Origin of the sequence: Pontibacter burrus, from assembly GCF_010686685.1 — a bacterium.
Taxonomy (GTDB): Bacteria; Bacteroidota; Bacteroidia; order Cytophagales; family Hymenobacteraceae; genus Pontibacter; species Pontibacter burrus.
Genome location: NZ_JAAGWD010000003.1, coordinates 312,710 through 338,283, shown reverse-complemented (window position 1 = coordinate 338,283; position 25,574 = coordinate 312,710). Strand labels below are relative to the sequence as shown.

Here is a 25,574-nt window from a genome sequence, read left to right as displayed (position 1 = left end):
TGAGCAAGATTAAACTATAGTTGATTGAATCAGTTTAAAATCGGACATTCACTCAATTACACATTCAATATTAAACTATGAGCTTGATTGCAGATAATATACGCTACTTTGATGAGCAACTGAAAGATACACCGGCACGCCTGGTGGCAGTTACCAAAACACATCCTGTAGAAACTATAAAGGAGGCCTACGATGCCGGCCACCGCCTGTTCGGTGAAAACAAAGTGCAGGAACTCGTTGAGAAATACGAACTGCTGCCGCACGACATAGAATGGCACCTGATAGGGCATCTGCAGACAAATAAAGTAAAGTACATTGCCGGTTTTATAAACACCATCCAGTCAGTAGACAGCCTGAAGCTGCTAGCTGAAATTAATAAGCGGGCTGAGCAGCGCAACCGCACCATGCCGATTAACTGCCTGCTACAATTCTCTATTGCCGACGAGGAAACCAAACACGGCATGGCCTACGAGGAAGCAGTGGCGCTGCTGCAATCCGAGGAGTACCGCAACATGCATTACATCCGTATTACAGGCGTAATGGGCATTGCTACCAATACCGAAGACCAGGAAAAATTACGACAAGAGTTCAGGCAGCTTCGCTCCTATTTTGAACAACTTAAAGAAACATTCTTTTTCGCTAACCCGGACTTTAAGGAGATTTCGATGGGTATGACTTCGGATTGGCAACTGGCACTAAAAGAGGGCAGCACCATGATTCGTGTTGGAAGCGGCATTTTCGGGTCGCGCAACTATAACAAATAGCAACCAAAACTAACTACAAGATGCAAGAGCAAAACGAAGCCAACTACCGAAAGTTCATACAGCAGGTTGCCGACACCGAAAAGGTTTGGGGACTATCTCAGGGCGATATCTGGGCCACCTCCAGCTCCAACGAGTACGAAGAAACCGAAGTTATCCTTTTCTGGTCGGATGAAGAAGGCGCTAAAGCCTGTGCTACAGATGAATGGATGGATTATAAGCCTGAATCTTTACCGGTTGCAGAGTTTCTGGAAAACTGGTGTGTAGGCATGTACGACGACGGCCTGCTGGTAGGCACCGACTGGACCATCGAACTACAGGGCCGCGAAGTTGATCCACTGGTGGTGGCGCTGGATGTTGTGCAGGAACTGAAACATCGCAAAAAGGAGATCGAACTACAGCAGTACGAAAGCCTGAGCGAGCTGGAAGAGCAGATTATTGATGCCCTGGAAGGCGAAGAGGAATAAAATCCATAGCTTCGGGGTTACTCATGCTAAAGCTTCCTACTAAGATTGATAATAAGATCATTCTGATCGCGCCTTTACTACTTGGCGTGTATCTGGCAGTTATGTACCCATTGCACATAGTTTTATTAGCTTTTATATCTGCAAAATTTGGGGATAGTACAACTAACTACTATCCTATGCTAACTGCATTCATTTTATTTATTGCCTCTATTGTATTGGCTGTTTTTCTAAACAAGTTATTGCTCAAGAGACATCTAACTTACGACGAGAAACTTACCGCTAGTCTAACTTCTAATGTTGCCTTTAATTTTACATTAGCGCTGCTAATCTATCTTATAGGTGAGAGTCTGCTTACTTCTTTTCTATCGCTTATAATTTTATCTTTTTCTGGATTTTTCGTTGCAGCTCTTGCTACAGTAGTAATTGAGTATCTTGAAGCCAAGTACTTACAATTTAAATCAAACTAACGTGACTCAAAAAACCATTCTTCTTATTGCCAGCGCATTTGGCGCATTATCTGTTATGATCGGGGCGTTTGGCGCCCATGCCCTTGCTCCTATCTTACAGGCCAGTAACCGCACTGATACTTTTGAGACTGCCGTGAAATACCAGATGTACCATACCCTGGCGCTTCTGGCTGTTGGTCTATTGTTGTTCAGAGTAGAGCACCCTGCACTACAGGTGGCAGCCTGGGCATTCTTTATTGGCATTCTTATTTTCTCGGGTTCGCTGTATACCCTTTGCTTAACCGGTATTACCTGGCTGGGCGCTATTACGCCAATTGGTGGCACAGCACTTATAGTTGGCTGGGCAGCTTTGTTCTACGCTATAGTTAAAGCATTGTAATATCTGAACGCCAGAAGGCTATAGTATAAAATAACAAAAGCCATCCCGTTCGGATGGCTTTTGTTATTTAGAAAGAAGGTAGCTCAGTTTTTTGCGCTTGCCTGCTTTTCTTTGATATTGGTTTTGATGTACACATGCACCGGCTCACCAGTGTTAGAGTGTACTGTAATAGCTTTGCTCTGCTGGCCCAGTCTTCCGGCGCTGTTGTACTTGGCAGTAACAAAACCAGTTTTACCTGGCATAACCGGCTCTTTTGTCCAGGCTGGCGATGTACAGCCACAGGTTACATCTACACGCTCAATTACAAGCGGCTGCGTACCCGTGTTTTTAAATTTAAAGGTATGCTCTACCACATCGCCCTGTGTAATGTCTCCGAAGTTGTGCTCCGTTTCTTCGAAAGCGATTACAGGACCTGCCTTAGCCTGTGCCTGAGGTGCAGTAGGTTGTTTTGTAGGCTGCTGTGCCACAGCACCACCTGCAGCCAATGCTGCAATAGCGAATGATAGGAGAATTTTTTTCATGATGATGTTATAGATTATACGGTTCGTACGGCGAGCGTATCCGATTTGTTGTTACAACGAAGCAAGATAAGATTTTAGTTCGTTAGTTAGCTAATAATTGCGCATTAAAATTGAGCAGATACAGCTCTTCAGAAGACCTTGTAAGTGCAGTATAAAGCCAGCGGGCAAATTCCTGATTCACCATCTCATCGTTCAGGTAACCCTGCTCAACAAACACCGCCTGCCATTGCCCGCCCTGTGCTTTATGGCATGTTAAGGCATAGGCAAACTTTACCTGCAGCGCATTCAGGTACGGGTTTTTCTTCAGTTCTTTAGCTCGCTCACGCTTATTGGCAATGTCCATGTAGTCCTGCAGCACCTCTTCGTATAGTTTCTTATTCTGGTCGGCAGGTAGAGCCGGCGAGTCGCTGTGCAGTGTGTCGAGCATGATCTTGGTTTCCAGCTCTTCTGCATCGGGGTAATCCACAAAGCGTACGCGCACGTCTGCAAACCTGAAACCGTACATTTCTTCCAGTTTGATGATCTTGGTGATCTCTACAAAATCACCGTTAGCCATAAAGCCTATCTCTGAATCCTTTGGCAGCCAAAAGTAGTTGTTGCGAACGATCATCAGGTAATCGCCAACGCCGATTTCGTCTTCTGAGAAAAAGATGCTGCGCCGGATGTGCTGATTATACATATTGGCTACTTTGTTGGAGCGGCAAATAACGATGGCATTTTCGATCCCGAACTTGTCATAAGCATAGCGCAGGCCATCTTCCAGCTTCTCGCCGCTCATTTTGTAGATGTCACGCCAGCCTTTGGTGTGCAATTTAATTTCGGGTTGCTCGGCACTTAACTGCGAGCGCAGGTTAGTTGCATTCATCAAGATTCCCGATGCTTCTGCCTGACGCATCACCTGTTTCAGTTCAATTTCCTGCACGGCGCACCGGAATGTATGCTTCATGTAAGTAGCATCCAACGACGGGCTGAGCACCTGTCCTACCGGCGGCAACTGGGCAGTATCGCCAATCAAGAGCAGTTTGTTGTTCTTCTTTTCGAACACGTAATTCATCAGGTCCTGCAGCAGACCGTTCTGCCCAAAGCCACTGTCATCCGAGATCATAGAAGCCTCATCCACTATAAAAAATGTGTTCTCCAGCTTGTTTGGCATACGCGTAAAAGCAAGTCCTTCTGAGTAAGGGTTGGCCGTTTGCCGGTAGATCTTTTTATGAATGGTAAAAGCCTTTTTGCCGCTATAAGTACTCATTACCTTTGCCGCCCGACCAGTTGGTGCCAGCAGTACATACTTGTAGCCAAACTTATTTAGGATCTTTACCAGCGAGGTAACCACGGTAGATTTACCTGTACCGGCGTATCCCTTCAGCATAAACACCGAACGCTCATCTGTACTGGAAAGAATAAACTCATCCAGCTTGGCAAACAGCTTCGCCTGGTCCTCGGTGGGCTCAAACGGAAAATTCTGACGCAGTACTTCTACCGGACGCATTTTGGTTAATTATGAATGATGAATTATTAATTATGAATTGGGCTTAAGTGCTCGATTCGAATTTATAGTTCTATAGTTGCTGCTGGTCTCCCCTATTGCTAAAAGTTTAATTCCCTTCCTCGGAGAGGTTAGGGGTGGGCTTACTTCAGCTTGACTTTGCAACCTACAGCCACTTTACAACACCTGAAACTATAGCTATAGTTTAACTTTCAGCATATTAAGACGCAACGTATTGCGTCTCTACAAACCAACAACTTACTAACTTTTAACCTTCTAACTTTCTACCTTTCAGGTCTTCGGGTGTTATAGTGGCCATGCTGGTGGTAGCTTTCGCTATCAGAAGCGGCTCGGATTCTCCCTTTACAACATATACTTCCGCTTCGCAGAAATTCAGCTTGCGGCCCTGCTTTAATACGTATCCTTTGGCCAGCAACTTATCTCCCACTCCTGGGTGAAAATAAGATACCTTTATTTCAGCTGTAACTACGTGGTGGTCTTTAGGCACTAAGCTTACTGCTGCGAAACCAGCAACTATATCGGCGAGTGTGGCAATAACGCCGCCGTGTGTAAACCCTTTATGCTGTTTGTGGCGCTGCTCCAGTTTTAGCTCCCCTTCTATTCTTCCTGCTTCTATTTTTGTAACTTCGAAGCCCATGAGTTTCATAAACTCCTGTCGTTCCAGCTTTTCGCGAATGTCGGCTTCGAAATCGGGATTGTACGTTTGAATCATACTACAAAAATACCACCAATACCACGCGCAACCAAACTATGATAGAGATTAACCCTAACGCTGCCATGTACGCCGATAAGGTCCGGATCAGGGTGTGCGGTATTTGCATCCAGGATAATAAACTACTGTTGGTCAGGCACCAGGCAACTATAAAAAACCAGGTTTTCTGGGCGCCACCCGGCGGTGGGCTGCAATTTGGGGAAACGATTGAAGCTTGCCTGAAACGCGAAATGCTGGAAGAAACTGGCCTGATTGTGGACGTTACGCGTTTCCTGTTTGTAAATGAGTTTCTGCAGGCGCCTTTACATGCGCTTGAGCTTTTTTTTGAAGTTAAGCCCGTTAGTGGAACTATAGCCACAGGCACAGACCCTGAAGCGGCACCCGACATGCAGCTGATTGAAGAAGTAGCCTGGAAAACGAAACAGGAAGTAAATGCCATACCTTTAACAGACAAACACAGCATACTGCATCACCTTTACTCTTTCAACGACCTGCTGAGCCTGCCACATCATTTCCTGAAGTAAAATGCCATCTTTTTAGTATACTTGCATAGCACTATAAACAGGCACTCAATCACGGATTTATACTTTGAACACGATCAGCACCAACTTCCGGCTTTCGCACAAAATTCACGACGAAGGTTTTTCGCTTTCTAATGCAGACAACTGTAATTTATACTTATCGCTGGCACAGAAAAGTATACGACTGGCGGTAGCTGACCTGGAGCGAAACAAGTTTGTAGTGCTGGAAGATTATGAGCTGATTACGGTGTTTACACCTGCGCAGATAGCCGAGCAACTGCGCCTTATAGCCAGCGAGAATCCGCTATTAAAGGAGCAAAACTGGAAAACGATACGGGTGTCGGTAAGCAACCAGCATTTTACGCTGGTGCCTGAAACGCTCTACGACCCGGCTCACCAGCAGGATTACCTGCGCCTGCACAGCAACCTGAATCCGCTCCTTGACGATGTGCTCTCGTACCGCCACAGTAACCTGGAAGCCGTAAACATTTTTGCCATAGAACGTGTACTGCGCGAAACCATTCAGGATCTGTTTCCGGATCGGCAAATACAATTTGTGCACCAGACCAGCTCCCTTATCAAAAGCATATTGCACATGGCTGGACGCAGCATTCCGCGCAGCATGTATGTGTTTGTAGAGCGCGGCCTGGCAACCATATTGGTAGCCGATGAGCATGGCCTGCAGTTCTGTAACATCTTCCAGTACCACAGCCCCGAGGATTTCATCTACTATGTGATTTTTGTGATGCAGGAGCAGAAGATGAACCCGGAACAGGAAACGATAACCGTTTGGGGCGACATTACACACGATGCTTCGCTGTTCACCATTCTGCAGAAGTACATCCGCCAGGTAAAATTTGGTAAGAAGCCTCAGAACATGGGCTACTCTTATAAGTTCGACGACCTGTTCGAGCACCGCTATTTCGAGCTCTATAGTTTACACTTATGCGAATGAGTAATCACGAATGATTAATGAATGATCACTAATATTTTGTCATTTCGACGTAAGGAGAAATCTGAAAGAACTATAGCTGGCAAACTATAAGCCCTGTTATTTCAAACAACAATCAGCAATACAACAATTTAACAATGCGCAGAATAGCTCTCTTCCCCGGCTCTTTTGACCCTTTTACAAATGGACACCTGGATGTGGTAATGCGTGGTACCGGTCTTTTTGATGAGATCATCATAGCCATTGGGAATAACAGCAGCAAGCAGCGCTATATCCCGGTAGAGCGCATGGTGGAAATTATAGAGGAGATTTTTAAAGATGTGCCGAATGTGAAAGTGGCGGCTTATAAAGGCCTGACAGCAGAATATGCACGCGAGGTAGATGCCCGCTTTTTGCTACGCGGCCTCCGTAATACAACAGATTTTGAGTACGAGAACACTATAGCCCAGGCAAACCGTCACGTAAACACAGACCTGGAAACCGTATTCCTGATCACATCGCCACCGCTGGCTGCTATCAGCTCTTCTATTATCCGCGAAATACACCGCTTTGGAGGCGATGTAAGTGACTTTATACCTTTCCCGACTTCAGCGATTGCAGGTAGTGCCGAACTATAAATGCGATGGAGGTATACGCCTTCGGTAGCACTTCCATGGCTTCTTCCGGGGTCATCCAGCGTACTTCTTCAATAAACTCCTCGGCTTGCGGCTTCATCAGGCTATCGTCGGTGCAGTTCATCACATACCACGACGTTTTCTTGAGTATCTTTTTGCCTTTGTAGGCATACGAGTGCCAGGTTTTCGGTAGCTTTTCTACCAGTTCCACCTGTATGTTGCATTCTTCTTCCACTTCGCGCAGGGCACCATCCTTCGCGTTTTCCTTTTTGTTCAGTTTCCCTTTGGGCAGGTCCCAAACACCCAGGCGATAGATCATCAGGATCTTACCATCCTTCACTACCAAGCCACCAGCTGCTTTCACGATCTTAAACTGATCTTTCAGGTGCTCGATCAGGCGCTTCTTTTTATTGGTTACCAGCGTAAGTGAATTAAGCTTTTTCAGCTTTTTTACTTCCATCAGGCGTACCAACCGGTCGATCAGCATCATGTCCACATCTTTGATGAGAACATCTCCCACCAGGTCTTTTGATGTGAAATGGTCGTCTGCATCCAGCACCAGGTCGTAATGGTGACGGTATACCTTTTCGTTGGATCTTTTTAGAATAAGCGGAATATCGTTTATGAAAACGTTCATGTAGTAGTTGCTCTGATTGAGCGTAATTTTATGCAAATAAGAAATAAATCGTTTTATAGAAAATACAGCGCCAAAAAAAGACAAATATTTCTGTAATTTCGGCGCATGGATACTACGACGACAGCACATCAGGTTGCTTCGTTTCTGCTGGAAACCGAAGCCGTAAAGTTAAGCCCGGACAAGCCCTTTAAGTGGAGCTCCGGCTGGAACTCGCCCATTTACTGCGACAACCGTGTTACCCTTTCTTTTCCGCATATACGCAGCTTTATTAAGCAACAGTTGGCAGAACTGGTTAAAAAGCATTACCCGGAGGCAGAAGCCATAGCCGGTGTAGCTACTGCCGGTATTGCGCAGGGTGCCCTTGTTGCAGACCTTTTAGAAATGCCGTTTCTGTATGTTCGTCCTGAGCCAAAGAAGCACGGCATGGGCAACCAGATAGAAGGCAAACTGCTTGAAGGACAGAAAGTAGTGCTGGTAGAAGACCTGATCTCAACAGGTGGAAGCTCCCTGAAAGCAGCCGAAGCTGTACGCGCAGCCGGTGCCGAAGTAGTAGGTATGGCCGCCATCTTTACTTATGGTTTCGCACAGGCTGATAGAAATTTTGAAAATGCGGGCATCACACTGCACTGCCTCAGCAACTATAGCGCCCTTACAGAAGCTGCCGTTGCCAATGGCTATATTCCAGAGTCTGCGATGTCTGCTTTAGCCGAATGGCGTAAGTCTCCGGAAACGTGGGGAGTTTAATTGAATTATGAATTATAAATTCTGAATTATAAATGAAGGAGATGGGGCTTTGGCTCTGTCTCCTTTTTTTGTCTGAATCGGGATTTTCAGGATTAATGGATTTACAGGATCCGGGCTTTGCTATAGTTGTAACTATAGTTCTATAGTTGCTGCGGTCCAACCACCTCTACCCCTCCTTATCCAAGGCAGGGAATATTCTGTTACTGGTATAGTTTGAGCTATAGTTCTATAGTTAGCGTTCTACCCCACCCCTGCCCCTCCCGAGAGGGGAATTGCGGCTATAGTTATAGTTGAGACTATAGTTCTATTGTTATAAACCATAAACAGGGCAGGTTTACCTGTCCCTAAGGAACTACAACCATGAAAAGGCTACAGAACTATAGCTCTTTAATAAACTATAGGTTAGCTATCGAAAGATTTCAGTCTTTGGGTTGAGCGCCTTTGACTTGTTGCGGTGCCGTCAGGCAATCCGAGCGCAGCGAGGGTAGCAAGAAGGCAGCAGCGCGATGCCCGAAGACGAGGCCTCGCGGCCGTGAGCGCACCAATTCAACTATAACACGATAGGCTGGTAAAGCTCCTAGGATCAGAAGAAACTATAGCATAGACTGCTTGTGGCATGTAGTAACTATAGTTAGCTATAGGACATATAAGATGTCTCGACTACGCTCGACATGACAAAAGAACTATAGTACTTTCTAAAATCAATTCGTAAACCTTAATTTCACAAAAAGATCAAATATGAAAATAGGCCTCCTCTCCGATACCCACTCCTACCTCGACGACCAGATCATCAGATTATTAACAGGCTGTGACGAAATATGGCATGCGGGCGACTTTGGAACTATAGAAGTATCAGACAGGCTGAACGAGATCGCGCCGTTGCGGGGCGTGTATGGCAATATTGATGATGCAACTATAAGACAGGTGCACCCTAAGGTGAACCGGTTCATAGTGGAAGGCTTGGATATAATGATGACGCATATCGGAGGCTACCCGGGCAAATATCACCCTGATGTGCGCAATGAAATAAAAGCAAAACCGCCGCAACTATACATCACAGGGCACTCGCACATCCTGAAAGTGATGACGGATAAAAGCCTGAACAACCTGTTGCACCTGAATCCGGGCGCTGCCGGCAAACACGGTTTCCATACCATGCGCACCATGATGCGGTTTGATATCAATAACGGTAAACTGGAAAACCTGCAGGTAATTGAGCTGGGCAAGCGGGCATAAAAAAAGTGTGTCTGCTGGTGCAAACACACTCTGAAGTCTTTCGAAAACCCGCCACCCGAAGCTTTCACAGCGTTGGCAGGCAGATGGTTTTACTTTGCCGTATAAGACTACTCAGCTGAAGTTTCTTCTGCTTTTTTGTTTTTTGGAGCCTCACCGAACTGAGCGCGCAGCTCGTCCATGTCAACATTCTTGATAACTGGTGTTAACAATAATTGCTTAATTCTAGCAACCTTGTTGTTTGCTCTTGCCTTATTTTTACGGTCTTTTCTTTTAAGTCTAGTAACTCCCATCGTTGCAAAGTTTTAATTTGAAGGGCAAAAGTAAAACATTATTTTTGAATTGTAAAGTATTTCCTGAATCAAAATTGATATGTTTATAACAGACCTCCGTTCCGATACCGTTACAAAACCCACTCCCGAGATGCTGCAGGCCATGTTTGCAGCCCAGGTTGGCGACGATGTATACGAAGAAGACCCTACTATTAATGCCTTAGAAGCCAAAGCAGCCGCTATGTTTGGTATGGAAGCCGGCCTTTTCTGCCCATCTGGCACCATGACAAACCAGATCGCTATTAAAGTTCATACAGGCCCGCTAACCGAAGTTATTTGTGATGTAACAGCGCACATTTACCAGTACGAAGGCGGTGGCATTGCCTCAAACTCGTATGCATCGGTAGCCCTGGTGAACGGCCTACGTGGCAAAATGACCCCTGAGCAGATTGAGGGCAACATACGCCCGGACAACCTGCACCACCCAATTACAAAGCTGGTTGCCCTGGAAAATACCTGCAACAAAGGCGGCGGCTCTTATTATACCATTGATGAAATTGCCGCCATTTCTAAGTTGTGTAAACGCGAGAACTTGGCGCTGCACTTAGATGGCGCCCGTGTGTTTAACGCGCTGGTGGCCTCCAGCGAAGACGCAAAGAACTATGGCTTATACTTCGACAGCATTTCGGTTTGCCTGAGCAAAGGGTTGGGTGCACCGGTCGGCTCTGTTCTGTTAGGTAGTAAAGACTTTATTAAGAAGAGCCGCAGAGTACGTAAAGTGTTTGGTGGCGGTATGCGCCAAGCCGGTTACCTGGCAGCAGCCTGTATTTATGCCTTGGATAACCATATCGATCGCCTGGCAGAAGATCAACGCAAAGCTAAACAGATGGAAGAAGTACTCCTGCAGACGGATTATGTAGAAAGCGTACTGCCTGTAGAGACCAACATCGTTATCTTTAAACTAAACAGTAAATACACTGATAACAGCTTCCTGGAAGCACTTGCCAAACATAACATAAGGGCATCCGGCTTCGGACCAGGCATGATACGTTTTGTAACACACCTGGACATAACCGATGAGATGCAGGAGCATACTTTGAAGGTGCTGAAGTCGCTGTAAATTCCACTAAACTATAGGTGAAGGCGCTACCATACTTGTTCATCCTCAGTCGCATTTCTTTTATCATTTAGAACAAAGTGAGAAATCTATTTGGGATTACAAATAACATCTTAAATAGATCTCTCCTTTCGTCGAGATGACAATAATCCAAACTATAAAACTATGAATAACTCCATACCTGCTCCCGAAGTAATGGCTGTACTTGGCAAAGACCCCGTTCTTGCTGCCATCATTGCACAAGGGCGGCCCCTTCAATCGTCCAGATCAGAAGACCTGTACTATAAACTCCTGAGTGCTATCGTTTCGCAGCAACTCTCTACTAAAGTGGCGGCAACTATATTCAGGCGTTTTACAGAGCTGTTTCCGGATGATTACCCGCACCCTGAACTTGTGTTGGCAGCTACCGATGAAATGCTTCGTAGTGTCGGCTTATCCTTTCAGAAAATTGGCTATGTGCGCAATGTGGCAACTTTTGCAGCAGCTGGTAACCTGGACCACGCAACTATAGATGCGATGGAAGACGAGGCACTGATTCTGCACCTGACACAGATTAAAGGCGTTGGCCGTTGGACCGTAGAAATGCTGCTGATGTTTGCCTTAGAGCGTCCAGATGTTTTTCCGGCAGATGACCTGGGCATACAAAATGCCATGAAACGCCACTATAGTTTAGATGAGACTGGCAAGGTACTTCGCCTGCGCATGCAGCAGCTAGCCGAAAGCTGGCGCCCCTACCGAACTATAGCCAGCAAGTACCTCTGGCAGTCGCTGGATAATATGCCGAAGTAAGGGAGTTTTAGTAACATTACGCCACATATAGTACCTCTAAACGTATGTTGAGTTATTCCTTTAGATAAAGCATCTTTTTAAGATATCAGATTTAAGCATATGAGAAAGTTGGTTTTTAAAACACTCTGCTGCATATGCGTTACCTGTGTTAGTTATAGCTGTAAATCTGTTTCCCCGCTTGTTGATATGGGAAAGAAAGATTTATATAATGATGGTTTGGTTCTTAAAATAGATGAGGCTTACTTTCAATTATTTTTACTAGACATAAAGCCAATTCAATTCCACAAGGATAGCCTCTACCGAAAAATAAGCTCAAGAGCATTTGATGGCAAAATGAATGCAGTAGGTTCTATTATAACTGGTGAGTTTGCAATTTACCCGGGCGCTAATTGGGATGCTGAATTAAATGAAGATGGATACATTGTAACCAAAACAACCTTTTCATCTGGCGTTAATGACACTTTGGATTTATATTCCTATAGTTATTCATTCAGCAACGACTTGCTTACAGAGGTGGTAATAAGGACAAAAAGAAAGAACCAGGATGTTGATTTAGCTAGCAATGTTTATCTGATAGAATATTTCCCGAACAGCTTTATAAAACAGATTACTATTAAAAGTAATCTTGACAAGGTACTTATTCAGAGGAGATACCACTACAAAAACAGAGAGCTTACTGTTATTACAACGGATAGTAACAAGGAGGTCATTGAAAAAAGAATTTATCAGTTCAATGCTAGAGGGGAATATATAAGTGACAGTCATTACCAAGCCGCATCGGGGCACACACAAAAAAGTAAAATTAACAAAGAGCCAAATGGAGTTATAGTTAAGTCCTGGCAAGTTCATGATGTACAGAACACGATAATTTCCAATGGGTATCGAAGGTATTTTAACGATTTACTCCTGGAATCCTTTGAAAAGAAAGTAGTTGGAGAGGAGGTACGTCATTCTTTGTATACTTATAACATCAATAATGATTTAGCCATTATAACAGACATGCATAAAGATGTCATGAAAGATGCCACATCTATCACAAAGTATATATATGAATACGACAACATCAGAGGAACTATTAAAACGACAAAAATTTATTACCCTGATGAAGCTATTAATGAAGTTCTGGACAAATCGCCTAATATTAGCATAGTTGTGAAGGAGTATAAATAAAAAAGTACTCCAGAAGCTGTCATAATCCTTGCTTCAATTCTGTCTCATGCAATCCAAACTACTATAAAAATGTCAGCTCTTGCCATCCAGCAAACTATAGAAACCTACATCAACGCCTATAACAACTTTGATGTAGAAGGCATGGTGGCCCAGCTGCACCCTGAGATTGAGTTTGAAAACGTTGCCGACGGAGAAATAACACTAAGCTTAAAAGGGCTGGATGCTTTTAAAGCACAGGCGCAGGACGCAACAAAATACTTCACCAAACGCGAGCAAAAAATAACCCAGCTAACTATAGTTAATAACACCGCAGAAGCGCAGTTAGATTATACAGCTATAGTTGCCATCGACTTGCTAAATGGATTAAAAGCCGGAGATAAGCTGGATCTGAAAGGAAAGTCTGTGTTTACTTTTGAGGACGGAAAGATACTTAAACTGCAGGATTATAGTTAACGTACTTGCAAGGTAGCATTCCACAACTATAGCATAGTTACTATAAGATAACAGATTTAAAAAATACAATCTACCCCATTTAATTTTGCAAACAAAACATTAGACTTTACCGCTTATTATCATCCAATTTTCACACGCAAAAGTCAATCTTTTACCACTCCTTTATAATCCTGCACAAATAATTACGATACATATTATTATTACAACATTTTAACTCGTAGTTTAAAGTAATCGGCATCAGCTGTTTAGCTATTCAAAGATATGATTTATGCAATTGGCTATATAATATAGTTACTGCATTATAAACAAAGCCCTTCCTCGACATCTTACCTATATGTAAGTTGCTGAAACTGCTTCTTTGCTTTTGTACTTTTTATCACAATCCAATGAAGACAGTCTACATGTCTTACAGCTATACCTGTGTCTTTTTGCGGTGGCAGCGGCTAGTAAGGCCGGCACCATAACTCACACTTCTTCCTGATCAGGCATTCTGCTTACAAAGCACGTCCAGCCATTTAACAATATGTCTATACATATTGGCTGGCCACTGCTATGCCTGATTTTGTCTGCTTAAATTTTATAATCTAGTACATCAACAATCAACACTAATTAATTAATGCTTATGAAAACCAGAAAAATTTATTCACTTATAATGTCCCTGGCACTCTTGGCAGCTGGCGCCTTCATTCATGCTTGTACACCGGATAAGGAGATAGATACTATCGCACCACGGGATCTGGCAAAAAATTCTGTTAGCGTATGTGAAACCTGCGATTACCAATACCTATATAAAACTGTTGGAAATAATACTGAAGTCGTAGGGTCTGTCGCAATATGTCAGGACGCTGAAAATATAACCTTAACCTATACTGTATCAGCTGATAGAGAGGAAGCATGGTTTCAACAATCAGGCTGTGGTGTTTTTAAATCGCAACCAACTAAACTGAATCCTTCTCCAGGATATCTTATTGAGAAAGATTCACATCATGGGGATAAAATCAGGAGTGTTACATACACAATTCCACTTGCTGATTTAGGAGAGTACGGTGATCCGGGAGATGTCATTTATCTGGCTTCCTATGCTGTAGTGCCAGGACCAGATGGTGCAGGTGGTATGGTTTGGGCTGGTGATCTATTAGCCTCTAAAGGCAATCCTAATTCTCGCTACTATGCATACACAATAAAAGACTGTGAAACTCCAGAACCACCAACCGAAAACTGTACTTTCACTCAAGGTTACTGGTTTGCTAAACCTAACGGGTCACAATGGCCAGGAAATACCAACATCACCGGAATTACATTTGGTGGAGAAAATTATACCTACGCTGAAGCCAGGGCTATCTTCTTTGGTTCTAATGCTAAAACAGGAAAAACAATAGCGAAGCAAGCATTTTTACAAGGGCTAGCACTTAAACTAAGCATTGCAGGCGGAGCCGATTTAAGTAACGGCACAGGTGCATGTTATGGCATATTAGATGAATTAGCTAAAATTGAGGCTTACTTTGATGCTATCAACATTGAAGCAACCCCAAACAATATTAACACAAACACTTTTAATAGAGCATCTTCCGGAGGTGTAACGATTCAGGAATTGAATACAGCAGCTACCAGAATATCTGATTGCTTAAACCAGAACCACTGCGATAATACTCCTTGCTAATTAATTCAAGGTGCTTCAGTTTCCTAATGTAGGTTTAGAAAACTGAAGCACCTAATTAATATTCTAGCGCACCTTTGCCCGCTTTACAAGATAACTATAGAGCACCTTGTCAAAAGTCTCACTGATATCTACGGGAACAAAATCTATCTTATACTGGCCGCACTTCAGGGCAAGTTCACGTTTATAGTTTTCGACGGCCGTTTTGTAATGCTCACGCACCTGCGAGGGTTGTAGTTTAAGCTCCTGCCCTGTTTCCACATCCACAAAAATGTAAGGGCGTTCGGCAAACTCAAATTCTTCTTCTGTTTTGCGATCCATTACATGGAAGATCAGCACTTCATGTTTCTGGTGTTTCAGGTGCTGCAAGGCAGAGAAAGTAGCGTCCATATCTTCATTCCTGCCCAGCATATCGCTGAAAATTATCACCAGCGACCGCTTCGGAATCTGCTGTGCTATCTGGTGAATAACATCCGGAACTTCGGTACCTGAGCGTGCCGGCACAGCATCTAACTGCTGTTGCAGGAGCAGCAACAGCGTGTGCAAATGCGAAGCGGTAGAACGAACCGGCGTTTGCAGTTGAATGCTATCGGCAAATGTAACCAACCCCACCGCATCGCGTTGTTTGCGCAGTAAAGTAGCTATAGCTGCGGCACAAAGTACACTGAATTTGATCTTGCCATGCGTATCAACCGGGTAATACATAGATGGTGATACATCCAGCAGCAGGTGGCAGCGCAGGTTGGTTTCTTCTTCGTAACGCTTTACAAAAAGCTTATCGGTGCGGGCAAAAACTTTCCAGTCGATGTGCCGGGTGCTCTCGCCGCTGTTGTAGAGACGGTGCTCCGAAAACTCTACCGAGAAACCGTGATAAGGGGATTGGTGCAGTCCGGTTATAAAGCCCTCCACCAATTGCTTTGCCAGAAATTCCATGTTCTCGAACTTCTGAACATCGGCAAGGGTGATGGGCTGTTTCATGGCTACATGCTATTTGGTTTTATCAGACGTTGTTTCTGAAACGACAAACGGCACGTCTTGTTGCTTTTCCTGCTCCGGATCTATTTCTTTTATAGTTACTTTGGCAATACCAGCCCGAATCAGGTCAATTTCTTTGGCTGCGGCCCGGGATAAATCAATAATGGTGTGGCGGTTTTTAGGCATGCGGTCGTTGATCTTTACTACCACAGATTTGCCGTTGGCTACATTAGTGACTTCTACCAGCGTGTTAAACGGAAGTGTAGAGTGCGCTGCTGTTAACTGCGTTTTATCGTAGCGTTCGCCGCTGGCGGTTCGTTGGCCGTGCATGCGGTCGGCGTAGTAAGTTGCCTTTCCGTTGGCCGAGTACAGGGTGTTACCCGAAGAGAATGAGAGAAGGAATACTAGTAAAAGTGAACATAAATTCATGATTTACTATTTTGGTCCGGGGTCAAATATAAGACAAAAATTTAACTTCAATTTTAAATTCAAAAATTTTTATATATCAGAACTATATGTTACTTTTAGGTTCATTAAGTTGAATTTAACGTCTAATAAACGGTGGAAGAGAACAACGAAAAAGCAGAAATTTATTCCCAAAGAGTAAGAGCCGGGAAGAGAACGTATTTCTTTGATGTGAAATCAACTCGCTCAAATGACTTTTATGTGACCATCACAGAAAGCAAAAGAAAGTTCAAGGACGAGACCTTCTCTTACGAAAAACACAAGATCTTCCTTTATAAAGAGGACTTCGTGAAATTTATGGAAGCGCTGCAGGGCACGATCGATCACGTTAAATCCGAATTGCTTACAGAAGAAGCACTTGCCGCCCTAGAAGCCGCCGAAAACACAGAACCAACTGCCGAATTAACCGCCGACGCAACTTTTGATGAAGAACTGAAGTGGGAGTAGCCTCCTGCCCTGTTTTATAAACCATAGAAAAGCCTGCAGCTAACCCTGCAGGCTTTTCTATTTTTATATGATTCAGGATTGGGCTCTTGTTTTACCTCACCCCAGCCCTCTCCTTTTATCGAGGGCCCCTACCCCCAAAACAGAAGAGGGAGCTTTTATGCTGTTGCTATAGTTGGAGCTATTGTTAGTAGCCACTGCTTTAACACCCCTGTGAGCTACGCTCGCAAGCTTTGAACTCCCGTTCTGACTTGTCCTCATGGGGACACTTCCTGCAATAGCTATAGTTTGCGCTATCGTGTTATAGTGGACGTTAGTCATCCCCCTACCCCCCTTCAAAGGGGGACTTTGAGCTATTGCTCTAGTTTGTTTAAACTTCTATAGTTGGCAATTAACCCACCCATACTCCTCCGAGAGGGAATTTTAGCCATTGCTATAGTTTAGGTTTATTGTTCTATAGTTACAGATGATGAGCAGGCAGGCGCAGCCTGCCCTAAGGAAATATTACAACGAAAAAGCCAAGCAACTATAGTTTCTCCAACTATATGAACTTCAACTATCGAAGGCTAACAGACTTCGGATTGAGCGCCTTTGGCTTGTTGCGGTGGCGTAGCCAATCCGAGGAACGAGGAGAGCAAGAAGGCAGCAGCGCGATGCCCGAAGACGGGGCCTCGCGGCCGTGAGCGCACCAAAGCTGGATTGAAACAATAGGTCAGTAAAGCTCCCAGGATAAGAGGTAACTATAGCACAAACTGCTTGTAGCAAGTGCTAACCTTAGTTAACTATAGAATGATGACTTCAACTATAGGCTGCGATAGATTTCTCACTTTGTTCGAAATGACAGAAATGAATCTATAAAATTTATAAGACATCTCGATTAACGCTCTACATGATGTATTGGAATGGCAGATCCCCCTTACTCCAACACTTTATCCCTAACTATAAACCAATCAACAAAAAACCTTATCTTTGCAGCCTGAAATTAACTACTAAAGATACATGGGATTAAGATGCGGCATCGTGGGCTTGCCAAACGTAGGTAAGTCAACTTTATTCAACGCTATTTCTAACGCCAAGGCAGAATCTGCCAACTACCCTTTCTGTACCATTGAGCCAAACGTGGGCATCATTACTGTTCCGGATGAGCGTCTTCAGATACTGGAAGAACTGGTGCACCCTGAGCGCGTGCTACCAACGGTTATTGAGTTTGTGGACATCGCTGGCCTGGTAAAAGGTGCCAGCAAAGGTGAAGGCCTGGGCAACAAGTTCCTGGCAAACATCCGTGAAGTAGATGCCATCATTCACGTAGTGCGCTGCTTCGACGACCCGAACATCGTGCACGTTGCCGGTAAAGTAGATCCTGTTTCTGATAAAGAGATCATTGATACAGAACTGCAGCTGAAAGACCTGGAGTCGATTGAGAAGATGATGCTGAAAGTGCAGCGTTCCGCGAAAGCCGGCGATGCCAAAGCGAAGAAAGAACTGGCAACCCTTGAAAAGTATAAGTCACATCTGGAGCAAGGCTTTAACGCCCGTAGTTTGGATGCAACCGACGAGGAGAAGGAAACTGTAAAAGACCTGAATCTGCTGACAGAGAAGCCGGTAGTGTATGCTGCCAACGTAGACGAAGAGTCAATTAATACAGGTAACCAGTTCTCGCAGGCGCTGGAAGAGCACGTGAAGAACGAGAACGCGCAAGTGGTGTTGATCTCAGCATCCATAGAAGCGCAGATTGCAGAGCTGACCGACGAAGAAGAAAAAGAAATGTTCCTGGCTGAGTATGGTCTGAAAGAATCTGGCCTGAGCAAGCTGATAAAAGCATCTTATAGTTTACTGAACCTGATCACGTATTTTACAGCTGGTGTAAAAGAAGTGCGTGCCTGGACGATCGGGAAAGGCTGGAAGGCCCCACAGGCAGCCGGCGTTATTCACACGGATTTTGAGAAAGGCTTTATTCGTGCTGAGGTGATCAAACTGAAAGATTACCAGGAATATAAAACAGAAGCCAAGATAAAAGAAGCCGGTAAAATGGCCGTGGAAGGTAAAGACTACGTAGTTCAGGATGGTGATATTATGCACTTCCGTTTCAACGTATAGTTTATAGTTTAAGGATATAGAAAAGGGCAGCTTTATAGTTGCCCTTTTTGTTTGTCAGTATCAGGATTTACAGGATTAACGGATTTGCAGAATTTGGCTATAACATACACCTCTAGCTAGTTATGTGAAGCTATAGTTTCTTGTTACTACGCTTGCTCTAATGGGCTTGCCATGTTTCTATACCTTTTGCAGTAATAGCGACAGAATTCTGGGGATTTGGGTTCGGTCGTCGTTATCGAAATATTCATTGATGTCGACAACTATAAAACCGTGTTGCTTGGCAGCTTGTGTGAAGTCTGAGATGTTGTGGGTGTAACATTCCAGTACCTGTCGGCCTTCAGCTGTATCGAAGCGCGCTTTAGTGCCTGCGTATTGCTTAAATGGATGCAGCTCTCCGATGTAAACAAAACCTCCTGAAACAAGGGCAGCTGCAGCCTGTTTAAAGATATGACCCAGATGCTCGATGTGCTCCAGCACCAGACTGAAAGTTACCAGATCGTAAGTTCCTTCTGTAAAGATCCAGCCTTTATTGATGTCAGCTTGTTTAAACTGCACCTTTTCTGAGGTTACTTTCTGCTTCGCCTTTGCCAGCATTTCATCCGAAAAATCTACTGCTGTAACATGCGCCGCTTTTTCCTGAAGCCAGACAGTATTCTTGCCGGTTCCACAACCAATCTCCAGCACACGGTTAAATTCTATAGTTGACAGTGTCGAGCGCAGCACCTCTCCTTCCAGGTCGCGCGTTCGGTTATGGTTGGTATCGTATTGTTCTGCCCAACTGTCGTAGGCTTTCTGTATGTTGGACATATAGTTTGTTATTTGAAGGGAGTATTTTATAACTATTTATTATTTAGTCTGCCCTTCAGTTATCTCTGCAAAGTCATAAGAATAAATGGGTACAATACAAATCTAATTCATGGTCATTTCGCGAGTCTTAAAGTGGTTAAATTCCCATATAATAGTTGAACCATTTTTTAGTTCTCCATTTGAGACTTTATCAATTATGGGCTTTCGATGCTCTGCACCAACAAAGAATAATGCATTTTTAAAACTGTGAACAGAAGCATAACTATAAATATTAGCTATCATAGTATCTACGCGCATATCATTAAAGTCTAACCATATTTTATAAACTTCAAGAGCAATATCATCTTTTAATTGTGTTAGAACTGCTAATTCAAGTGCTTTCATACGTTCAGATAAATCAATACCTTGAGCGCTGTTCAAAAAAGGAAAACCTATTTGATCGGCCATATAAGCGAATTTGGATAATAATTTGCAATACTCTTCACTGTGCTCTCGAATTAGGTTATAAATAACACCATAATCATTTCTCAAGCCAATCTCACTTATACTATCAATGTCCATGTCAACCGGTATATGCAAAATAGGCTTGCTTTTCAATACTCTCTTGATCGTAAAAGTCTCTAGCGAATCGCGGGTTTCACCCTGATAAATAAAATTAAATTTTCTTTGAGGGATTTCCTCAAAAATTACATCAGGGTTGATTTGCAGTATAATATTGTACAATTCATTAGAGTTGCACATGCCATTGGGTTGATGGCAAGTACCAATTAAGGTGACCAAAGACATATGAGGTATTATTTTCTTCGTTTAAGCTCAACTTTAATTATACGTAACTTAAGGTATCATCGTAAGTAAACTTATATTTTCACAATAATATAAATTACATTACCTATCTCCTCCTATTAAACAAAATCTCTTCGTAGCCGATCAGCAGATCAGCGCGGGAGCCGGGCGGGCGGTAGTAGATCAGGATGTCGTAGGTGTTTTCGGTCTGGAAATGACTGCCTTCGTAGTAACTATAGTCTATGGCACTGCCTCTTTGCAGCACGTACTGGTAATTGTAGTAGCCCTGTTTTAAAAGCAACTTTCCGTTGTAAGCCTGTTGTTCTGGGTTATAGTGCATGAGGGCTTCAGGAGTAATTTTCCAGTCGGTGAGGGCACCTAAAATATAAACCTGTCCTGTTGGTTCTTCCAGGGCTTTCAGCTCAAAATCTACCCAGGTATAGTCTGCATTTACTGCCCCGTTACCATACTCGCGGTTATTAAAAAGCATTTTGCCGTTCAGGTCCGGGTCCTGGCTATACACTTCGGTAGAGCGGTTTTTATCTATCTGCAGAAACACTTCTACCGGGTTGGCTTCCTGGTTCACGCTGCTTACACCAATGCCGTTATAGCGCACGCTACGGGTATCAAAAGGGCGGTACTCTGCCAGGCCCAGAAAATTGTCTTTCGGCTCGAAGAACACATACTCCAGCCGTTTGAGGTGGTCGCGCACAAAGGTTGGCGAAGGTATGAATTTGGCGTTGTCCCAGCGGTGGTTCTGGCGCAGCACGGCCTTTACTTCCATGGCCGGATTTACCAGCTCGTAGTCTTTATAAAACACGTTAAACTCAACAGGCTGGCGCGTTTCGCGGCCCGATGGCCCTGCTGGTAAGCCCAGCTTTGCCGTGACAGTGGTCAGGTTCTGGTACACCAGAATGCGGCGTGTAAGCAACAGGTTTCCACCTTCTTCGCGCACTTCCAGCAGGTAGTTTCCGCTCATTTTTACCTGTGGCAACCTGAAGCGGTAGTGCACATACGGCACGCGCGTGTTCACCGAATTCTGCACATCGGTTATAAAAAACTCGTTGAAATCGTTCAGGTATTGTGTCTCATTCAGGTTGGAAGGTGTCCAGTTATAGTTGCAGTGGGTGAGTTTGGCCACCAGGCGTTGCGGACCTGCATTTATCCTGTCGAACTCGAGTACAATGGGCCTTCCCTGTTGTAAAGATGTTACAGCCGGTTCTAGCACTTCGTCGGGCACACCGGTGGCTACATAGCACTGTACCGATTTTATGCTTTCGTTGTAAATGTAGTCTTCGTAACGGAGCTGATTTTGCTGACCGGAGCTGCTACCCTGTGCCTGCTCTTCCAGTGGCACGCAGCCAGAAAGCAAAGTAAGGCCAAGTATAAAAGTGGTGATCGATCGTCTAAACATAAATCGGTTTAAATGAGATAAGCGTGGGTAAAGTGTTGAAGCCATGCTTGCCCAAAATTCTTTTCTGAACTACTGCTTCCACCTCTCTCCGACGGTAGCAACAGTCATCTTCCTATCTAACAAGATTCCTATAAAAATGATAAAAGAGAGAAAGGTTATAGTTTACGAATATACCTAAATCAGTAGGAGATGCAAACTATAGGCTTTCGGATTCCAGTTCGGTCTGAATCACTATACCGGCTTGCAGCGTTTTCTGGACCGGACATTTAGAGGAAATAATCTCGAGGCGCAGGCGCTGCTCATGTGTCAGGTTGCCTATCAGTTTCAGCTTTTTTGTGATCTGGGATATTTTGGCAGCTTTATCGTCGCAATGTTCGCAGTCGGCACTGTAAACACGTTCGTGCACCAGGGTAACTTCGGCGCGTTGCAAAGGCCACTGCTTGCGCTTGGCATACATGTGCAGGGTAATGACGGTGCAGGCACCAAGCGCACTCAGAATATAGTCGTAGGGCGTAGGGCCGGTATCAATCCCCTGTCCTATTCCGCTTTCATCAATTACAAAATCCTGCTCACCCATCCGGATATTGGCTACAAAGCCATTGGGTTCTTCGGCGCTAACGGTTACGGTTCTGCTCATGGTTGTGCTGGTTTATAACCAACTATACGCAGATGCGCAGAACTATAGCCAACCCTAAAAGCTAAGCGTAAAAACTGTGCCTTCGCCGAGGGTAGAGTTAACAGAAATATTACCCTGATGCAGGCGCATGATCTGCCGTGATAAACTCAGGCCGATGCCGGATCCTGTTTTTTTGGTGGAGTAAAACGGGATGAAAATCTTCTGCATGGCTTCTTCGGTCATGCCGTGGCCGTTGTCGCAAACTATAAGGCGGGCACGGCTGCGGTCATCCAGGTAAGCCTGTAGTTTTATAGTTGCGTTCTCTCTCTCGTGCAAAGCTTCCGTGGCGTTTTTCACCAGGTTTATCAGCACCTGCTCCACCATGCCCCGGTCCGCCGAAAGCAGGATGTCGTCAGATGGAATTTCGATTTTAAGCTGCACGTGTTTAACTGCGAGTTGCTCGCGCATCAGCATCTGAATTTCGCGGAACAGCTCCCCTACTTTAAACACCGTTTTCTGCGGTACCGAGATGGTAGTCAGGTTGCGGAAGTCGTTCACAAATTTAATAAGGCTGTCAGAACGGCGGCTAATGGTTTGCAGGCAGCGGCCCACATCATCCAGCTCTTCGCGCAGTATAGTTACTTCTTCGGCTTCTGTATCAGTGTAGCTGCTGATCTCTTCGGATGCGCTGGCAGAGAGCGATGAGATCGGCGTTACAGAATTCATGATCTCATGTGTAAGCACTTTGATCAGGTTGTGCCACGCTTCCATTTCCTTCTCTTCCAGTTCGCGCTGAATGTTCTGGATAGAGGCCAGCCGTACCCGATCACCAAGCAAGGATAGCTCAATGACATGAACCGTTAAATTGGCCTGTTCGCCACCACGCCTTACCGGCACCAGTACCTTATCGCCATGCTCCAGTTGCTGCAACCCAAGCGCCAGTTCCGGACTTACTTTCTGCAGGTCGCTGATGTTGCTGGCCTGGCCCAGGTGCACCAGTTTTTTGGCGGCATTATTCAGCATCAGAATCTCGCCGTTGGCTTTGTACGTGATTATACCAATGCCAATGTGCTGCACAATTACTTCGAAATAATGCAGATGTGCTTCCTTTTCGGCGCGCACTTCCCTGAACTTCTCCATTACTTCGTTCAGCTGTCCGGCCAATTGCTGCTGGGTTTTGCCTTCGCCGTTTACATTAAATTGCTCAGTAAAATCGTCGTACTTAATAGAGTTGAGAAACCTGAGAAACTGCTTGTTAGTCCGCTCGTGATAATGCACCAGCAGAATAATCTGTAACAGCACCAGAGCCAGCAAACCAATAAAAGTGCTTCGGTAGGCTTCGGAAAAGCCAACTATAGCCAGCGCATAAATTGTAGCTGCCAGCACCAGCAGGCGCACCAGCACCTGCAATCTATAGTTCCTAAAGCTCATATTTCTCAAGTCTTCGGTACAAAGCCCCGCGCGATAAGCCCAGTTCCTTAGCCGCTTTCGAAATGTTACCGTCGTGTTTATCCAGTGCCCTTTGCACGGCATCGCGCTCCAGGTCATCCAGCTTCACAGCATCGTTTGCAGGGGTAGCTATAGTTTGTGGTATTTCAGATTCTGTCAGGAAAAAGAAATCATCAGCCTGCAGTTCGCGGTTGTCGCTCATAATGGATGCCCGCTCCAGCACGTGCTGGAGTTCTCGCACATTGCCCGGCCAACTATAGCGGCGCAGTTTGGCCAAACCGGGATCGGATAATCTTTTTAAAGGCTGCTTGTACTTACGTGCGTAGATGCTTAAGAAATGCTCAGCAAATAGCGGAATATCATCTAATCTGTTTCGCAAAGGTGGCAGGTTCAACTCCACGGTATTAATGCGGTACAGCAAATCCTGGCGGAACTCGTTGCGCTGCACCATTTCTTTTAGAGGCATATTAGTGGCACAGATCAAGCGCACGTTTACAGGTATTGGTTTGTTGGTTCCCACGCGTATCACTTCGCGGCGCTGTAATACGGTCAGTAATTTTGCCTGCATCGCCAGCGACAAGTTGCCGATTTCATCCAGGAATAATGTGCCGCCGTTTGCAGCTTCTATCCTACCAATTCTGTCTTCCTTTGCATCGGTAAAAGCGCCTTTTTTGTGACCAAACAACTCGCTCTCGAACAACGATTCTGTAATGGCACCCATATCCACGGTTACAAACACTTTATCGGCCCGCGACGAACGCTGGTGTATGGTGCGGGCAATTACTTCTTTACCGGTTCCGTTCTCGCCCAGCAGCAGTACATCGGCATCGGTTTTAGCGACCTTATCTATGATCGAAAACAGCTGCTGCATCGGCTGGCTCGTGCCCGTAATGATATCTGGCGACGAATTGAGCTCTGCCGAAAGGGTGCGGTTAACTTCTTTCAGCTGGCTTACTTCCTTGTAAGAGTTACGCAGCTTTGCAGCCGCCGAAAGTGTCGCGATCAGTTTCTCATTCTGCCATGGTTTCAGCACAAAGTCGGTGGCGCCTTCTTTTACGGCACGCACGGCCATTTCCACATCACCGAAGGCTGTGATCATAATTACCACCGCCGACGGATCATATTTCAGAATTTCCTGCAGCCAATAAAAACCTTCCTGTCCGCTGGTAATGTCCTGGCTATAGTTCATATCAAGCAAAATGATATCGAACTCTTCATTGTTCATCAGAAACGGGATCTTCTTTGGGTTCTTCTCCATCACTACTTCTTTGGCATATTTGCGCAGCAGCATTTTTGCAGAGAAAAGCACATCTTCGTTATCGTCGATTACCAGGATGCGGCCCAGGTTATTTTCCATAGTTGGCGGGATTATAGTTTACAGGTCACAGTAAAATATTGTGCCAGGCTTATACTTATGTAATTTATGGGAAATTTACCGGAAAAAGTAGTACCTGCTGTCCATGCATGGACAAAAAGTGTCCACGGGTGGACAGTGTTCTGAACTATAGTTTAGGAAATTACTGTATAAAGCGGCTTTTGTAGTTTTGGCAC

29 protein-coding genes are annotated in these 25,574 nt (G+C 44.7%); 16 read left to right on the top strand and 13 right to left on the bottom strand.

The annotated features are described in order from the left end of the window. Positions 1–77 precede the first annotated feature (77 nt). The 4 genes from GXP69_RS08830 to GXP69_RS08815 are packed head-to-tail and all read left to right on the top strand — an operon-like array spanning position 78 to position 2,074. Positions 78–764, top strand: coding sequence for a YggS family pyridoxal phosphate-dependent enzyme (locus GXP69_RS08830; RefSeq protein WP_163914489.1), 687 nt, complete (start codon positions 78–80; stop codon positions 762–764). A 20-nt stretch (positions 765–784) separates the two neighbouring features. Next, positions 785–1,228: a DUF2750 domain-containing protein gene (locus GXP69_RS08825; protein ID WP_163914487.1), complete on the top strand. Its 444-nt coding sequence runs from the start codon at positions 785–787 to the stop codon at positions 1,226–1,228. Positions 1,229–1,251: 23 nt separating this feature from the next. Further along, positions 1,252–1,695 carry a hypothetical protein gene (locus GXP69_RS08820; protein WP_163914484.1) on the top strand — a complete coding sequence of 148 codons (444 nt, stop codon included), beginning with the start codon at positions 1,252–1,254 and terminating at the stop codon, positions 1,693–1,695. A gap of 1 nt (position 1,696) precedes the next feature. Continuing rightward, positions 1,697–2,074, top strand: coding sequence for a DUF423 domain-containing protein (locus GXP69_RS08815; protein ID WP_394367360.1), 378 nt, complete (start codon positions 1,697–1,699; stop codon positions 2,072–2,074). Between the two features lie 83 nt (positions 2,075–2,157). Here GXP69_RS08815 and GXP69_RS08810 read toward each other — a convergent pair whose 3' ends face one another. From GXP69_RS08810 to GXP69_RS08800, 3 genes are all read right to left on the bottom strand, one after another. Further along, positions 2,158–2,595, bottom strand: coding sequence for a DUF1573 domain-containing protein (locus GXP69_RS08810; RefSeq protein ID WP_163914483.1), 438 nt, complete (start codon positions 2,593–2,595; stop codon positions 2,158–2,160). A gap of 82 nt (positions 2,596–2,677) precedes the next feature. Next, positions 2,678–4,084 (bottom strand): ATP-dependent DNA helicase, encoded by a 1,407-nt coding sequence (locus GXP69_RS08805; RefSeq protein ID WP_163914481.1) that lies wholly within the window; start codon positions 4,082–4,084, stop codon positions 2,678–2,680. Between the two features lie 265 nt (positions 4,085–4,349). Further along, positions 4,350–4,814 carry a PaaI family thioesterase gene (locus tag GXP69_RS08800; RefSeq protein WP_163914479.1) on the bottom strand — a complete coding sequence of 155 codons (465 nt, stop codon included), beginning with the start codon at positions 4,812–4,814 and terminating at the stop codon, positions 4,350–4,352. Between the two features lie 38 nt (positions 4,815–4,852). On the opposite strand from GXP69_RS08800, the gene GXP69_RS08795 reads away from it, so the two are divergent. From GXP69_RS08795 to coaD, 3 genes are all read left to right on the top strand, one after another. Beyond that, the gene (locus GXP69_RS08795) at positions 4,853–5,338 is read left to right on the top strand and encodes an NUDIX domain-containing protein (RefSeq protein WP_163914476.1); all 486 of its coding nucleotides are present in this window, start codon (positions 4,853–4,855) and stop codon (positions 5,336–5,338) included. 64 nt (positions 5,339–5,402) lie between these two features. After that, on the top strand, positions 5,403–6,290 hold the full coding sequence (locus GXP69_RS08790) for a DUF3822 family protein (protein ID WP_163914474.1): 888 nt from the start codon (positions 5,403–5,405) through the stop codon (positions 6,288–6,290). 134 nt (positions 6,291–6,424) lie between these two features. Next, positions 6,425–6,904, top strand: coding sequence for a pantetheine-phosphate adenylyltransferase (gene coaD, locus GXP69_RS08785; protein ID WP_163914472.1), 480 nt, complete (start codon positions 6,425–6,427; stop codon positions 6,902–6,904). On the opposite strand, the gene GXP69_RS08780 is transcribed toward coaD, so the two are convergent. Next, positions 6,858–7,538, bottom strand: a complete 681-nt coding sequence (locus GXP69_RS08780) for an NUDIX hydrolase (protein WP_163914470.1) — start codon at positions 7,536–7,538, stop codon at positions 6,858–6,860. The genes coaD and GXP69_RS08780 overlap by 47 nt on opposite strands. Before the next feature lie 105 nt (positions 7,539–7,643). On the opposite strand from GXP69_RS08780, the gene pyrE reads away from it, so the two are divergent. Further along, the gene (pyrE, locus tag GXP69_RS08775) at positions 7,644–8,282 is read left to right on the top strand and encodes an orotate phosphoribosyltransferase (RefSeq protein ID WP_163914468.1); all 639 of its coding nucleotides are present in this window, start codon (positions 7,644–7,646) and stop codon (positions 8,280–8,282) included. A gap of 738 nt (positions 8,283–9,020) precedes the next feature. Further along, positions 9,021–9,518, top strand: coding sequence for a metallophosphoesterase family protein (locus GXP69_RS08770; protein WP_163914467.1), 498 nt, complete (start codon positions 9,021–9,023; stop codon positions 9,516–9,518). Between the two features lie 107 nt (positions 9,519–9,625). Here the strand turns inward: GXP69_RS08770 and GXP69_RS08765 are convergent, their stop codons facing one another. Beyond that, positions 9,626–9,808, bottom strand: a complete 183-nt coding sequence (locus tag GXP69_RS08765; protein ID WP_163914465.1) for a hypothetical protein — start codon at positions 9,806–9,808, stop codon at positions 9,626–9,628. Between the two features lie 79 nt (positions 9,809–9,887). Here GXP69_RS08765 and GXP69_RS08760 point away from each other — a divergent pair, with 79 nt between their 5' ends. The 5 genes from GXP69_RS08760 (at position 9,888) to GXP69_RS08740 (ending at position 14,976) form a co-directional block, all read left to right on the top strand. Continuing rightward, a complete protein-coding gene (locus GXP69_RS08760; RefSeq protein WP_163914463.1) occupies positions 9,888–10,907 on the top strand; it encodes a threonine aldolase family protein in 1,020 nt (339 codons plus the stop codon). Positions 10,908–11,069: 162 nt separating this feature from the next. Continuing rightward, complete coding sequence (locus tag GXP69_RS08755) at positions 11,070–11,693, top strand: DNA-3-methyladenine glycosylase family protein (RefSeq protein WP_235925632.1); 624 nt, start codon at positions 11,070–11,072, stop codon at positions 11,691–11,693. A 186-nt stretch (positions 11,694–11,879) separates the two neighbouring features. Further along, positions 11,880–12,863 (top strand): hypothetical protein, encoded by a 984-nt coding sequence (locus GXP69_RS08750; RefSeq protein WP_163914461.1) that lies wholly within the window; start codon positions 11,880–11,882, stop codon positions 12,861–12,863. Between the two features lie 69 nt (positions 12,864–12,932). Then, the gene (locus tag GXP69_RS08745) at positions 12,933–13,316 is read left to right on the top strand and encodes a nuclear transport factor 2 family protein (RefSeq protein WP_163914459.1); all 384 of its coding nucleotides are present in this window, start codon (positions 12,933–12,935) and stop codon (positions 13,314–13,316) included. Positions 13,317–13,938: 622 nt separating this feature from the next. Further along, the gene (locus GXP69_RS08740) at positions 13,939–14,976 is read left to right on the top strand and encodes a hypothetical protein (protein WP_163914457.1); all 1,038 of its coding nucleotides are present in this window, start codon (positions 13,939–13,941) and stop codon (positions 14,974–14,976) included. A 63-nt stretch (positions 14,977–15,039) separates the two neighbouring features. Here the strand turns inward: GXP69_RS08740 and GXP69_RS08735 are convergent, their stop codons facing one another. Together GXP69_RS08735 and GXP69_RS08730 are read right to left on the bottom strand one after the other, a co-directional pair. Continuing rightward, positions 15,040–15,951: a DUF58 domain-containing protein gene (locus tag GXP69_RS08735; protein ID WP_163914455.1), complete on the bottom strand. Its 912-nt coding sequence runs from the start codon at positions 15,949–15,951 to the stop codon at positions 15,040–15,042. A gap of 9 nt (positions 15,952–15,960) precedes the next feature. After that, positions 15,961–16,377 (bottom strand): septal ring lytic transglycosylase RlpA family protein, encoded by a 417-nt coding sequence (locus tag GXP69_RS08730; protein WP_163914453.1) that lies wholly within the window; start codon positions 16,375–16,377, stop codon positions 15,961–15,963. Positions 16,378–16,509: 132 nt separating this feature from the next. On the opposite strand from GXP69_RS08730, the gene GXP69_RS08725 reads away from it, so the two are divergent. After that, complete coding sequence (locus tag GXP69_RS08725) at positions 16,510–16,860, top strand: DUF3276 family protein (RefSeq protein WP_163914451.1); 351 nt, start codon at positions 16,510–16,512, stop codon at positions 16,858–16,860. A 996-nt stretch (positions 16,861–17,856) separates the two neighbouring features. Continuing rightward, entirely contained in the window at positions 17,857–18,954 is a 1,098-nt protein-coding gene (gene ychF, locus GXP69_RS08720; protein WP_163914449.1) for a redox-regulated ATPase YchF, read from the top strand. A gap of 177 nt (positions 18,955–19,131) precedes the next feature. Here the strand turns inward: ychF and GXP69_RS08715 are convergent, their stop codons facing one another. From GXP69_RS08715 to GXP69_RS08690, 6 genes are all read right to left on the bottom strand, one after another. Continuing rightward, positions 19,132–19,761, bottom strand: coding sequence for a class I SAM-dependent methyltransferase (locus GXP69_RS08715; protein WP_163914447.1), 630 nt, complete (start codon positions 19,759–19,761; stop codon positions 19,132–19,134). A 102-nt stretch (positions 19,762–19,863) separates the two neighbouring features. Next, on the bottom strand, positions 19,864–20,547 hold the full coding sequence (locus GXP69_RS08710) for a hypothetical protein (protein ID WP_163914445.1): 684 nt from the start codon (positions 20,545–20,547) through the stop codon (positions 19,864–19,866). A 103-nt stretch (positions 20,548–20,650) separates the two neighbouring features. Beyond that, a complete protein-coding gene (locus GXP69_RS08705) occupies positions 20,651–21,958 on the bottom strand; it encodes a type IX secretion system plug protein (RefSeq protein ID WP_163914443.1) in 1,308 nt (435 codons plus the stop codon). 196 nt (positions 21,959–22,154) lie between these two features. Next, the gene (locus tag GXP69_RS08700; RefSeq protein ID WP_163914441.1) at positions 22,155–22,595 is read right to left on the bottom strand and encodes an OsmC family protein; all 441 of its coding nucleotides are present in this window, start codon (positions 22,593–22,595) and stop codon (positions 22,155–22,157) included. 54 nt (positions 22,596–22,649) lie between these two features. Beyond that, positions 22,650–24,005 carry a sensor histidine kinase gene (locus tag GXP69_RS08695; protein WP_163914439.1) on the bottom strand — a complete coding sequence of 452 codons (1,356 nt, stop codon included), beginning with the start codon at positions 24,003–24,005 and terminating at the stop codon, positions 22,650–22,652. Continuing rightward, the gene (locus GXP69_RS08690; RefSeq protein WP_163914437.1) at positions 23,995–25,380 is read right to left on the bottom strand and encodes a sigma-54-dependent transcriptional regulator; all 1,386 of its coding nucleotides are present in this window, start codon (positions 25,378–25,380) and stop codon (positions 23,995–23,997) included. The genes GXP69_RS08695 and GXP69_RS08690 overlap by 11 nt, the downstream gene beginning before the upstream one ends. Positions 25,381–25,574: the final 194 nt, after the last annotated feature.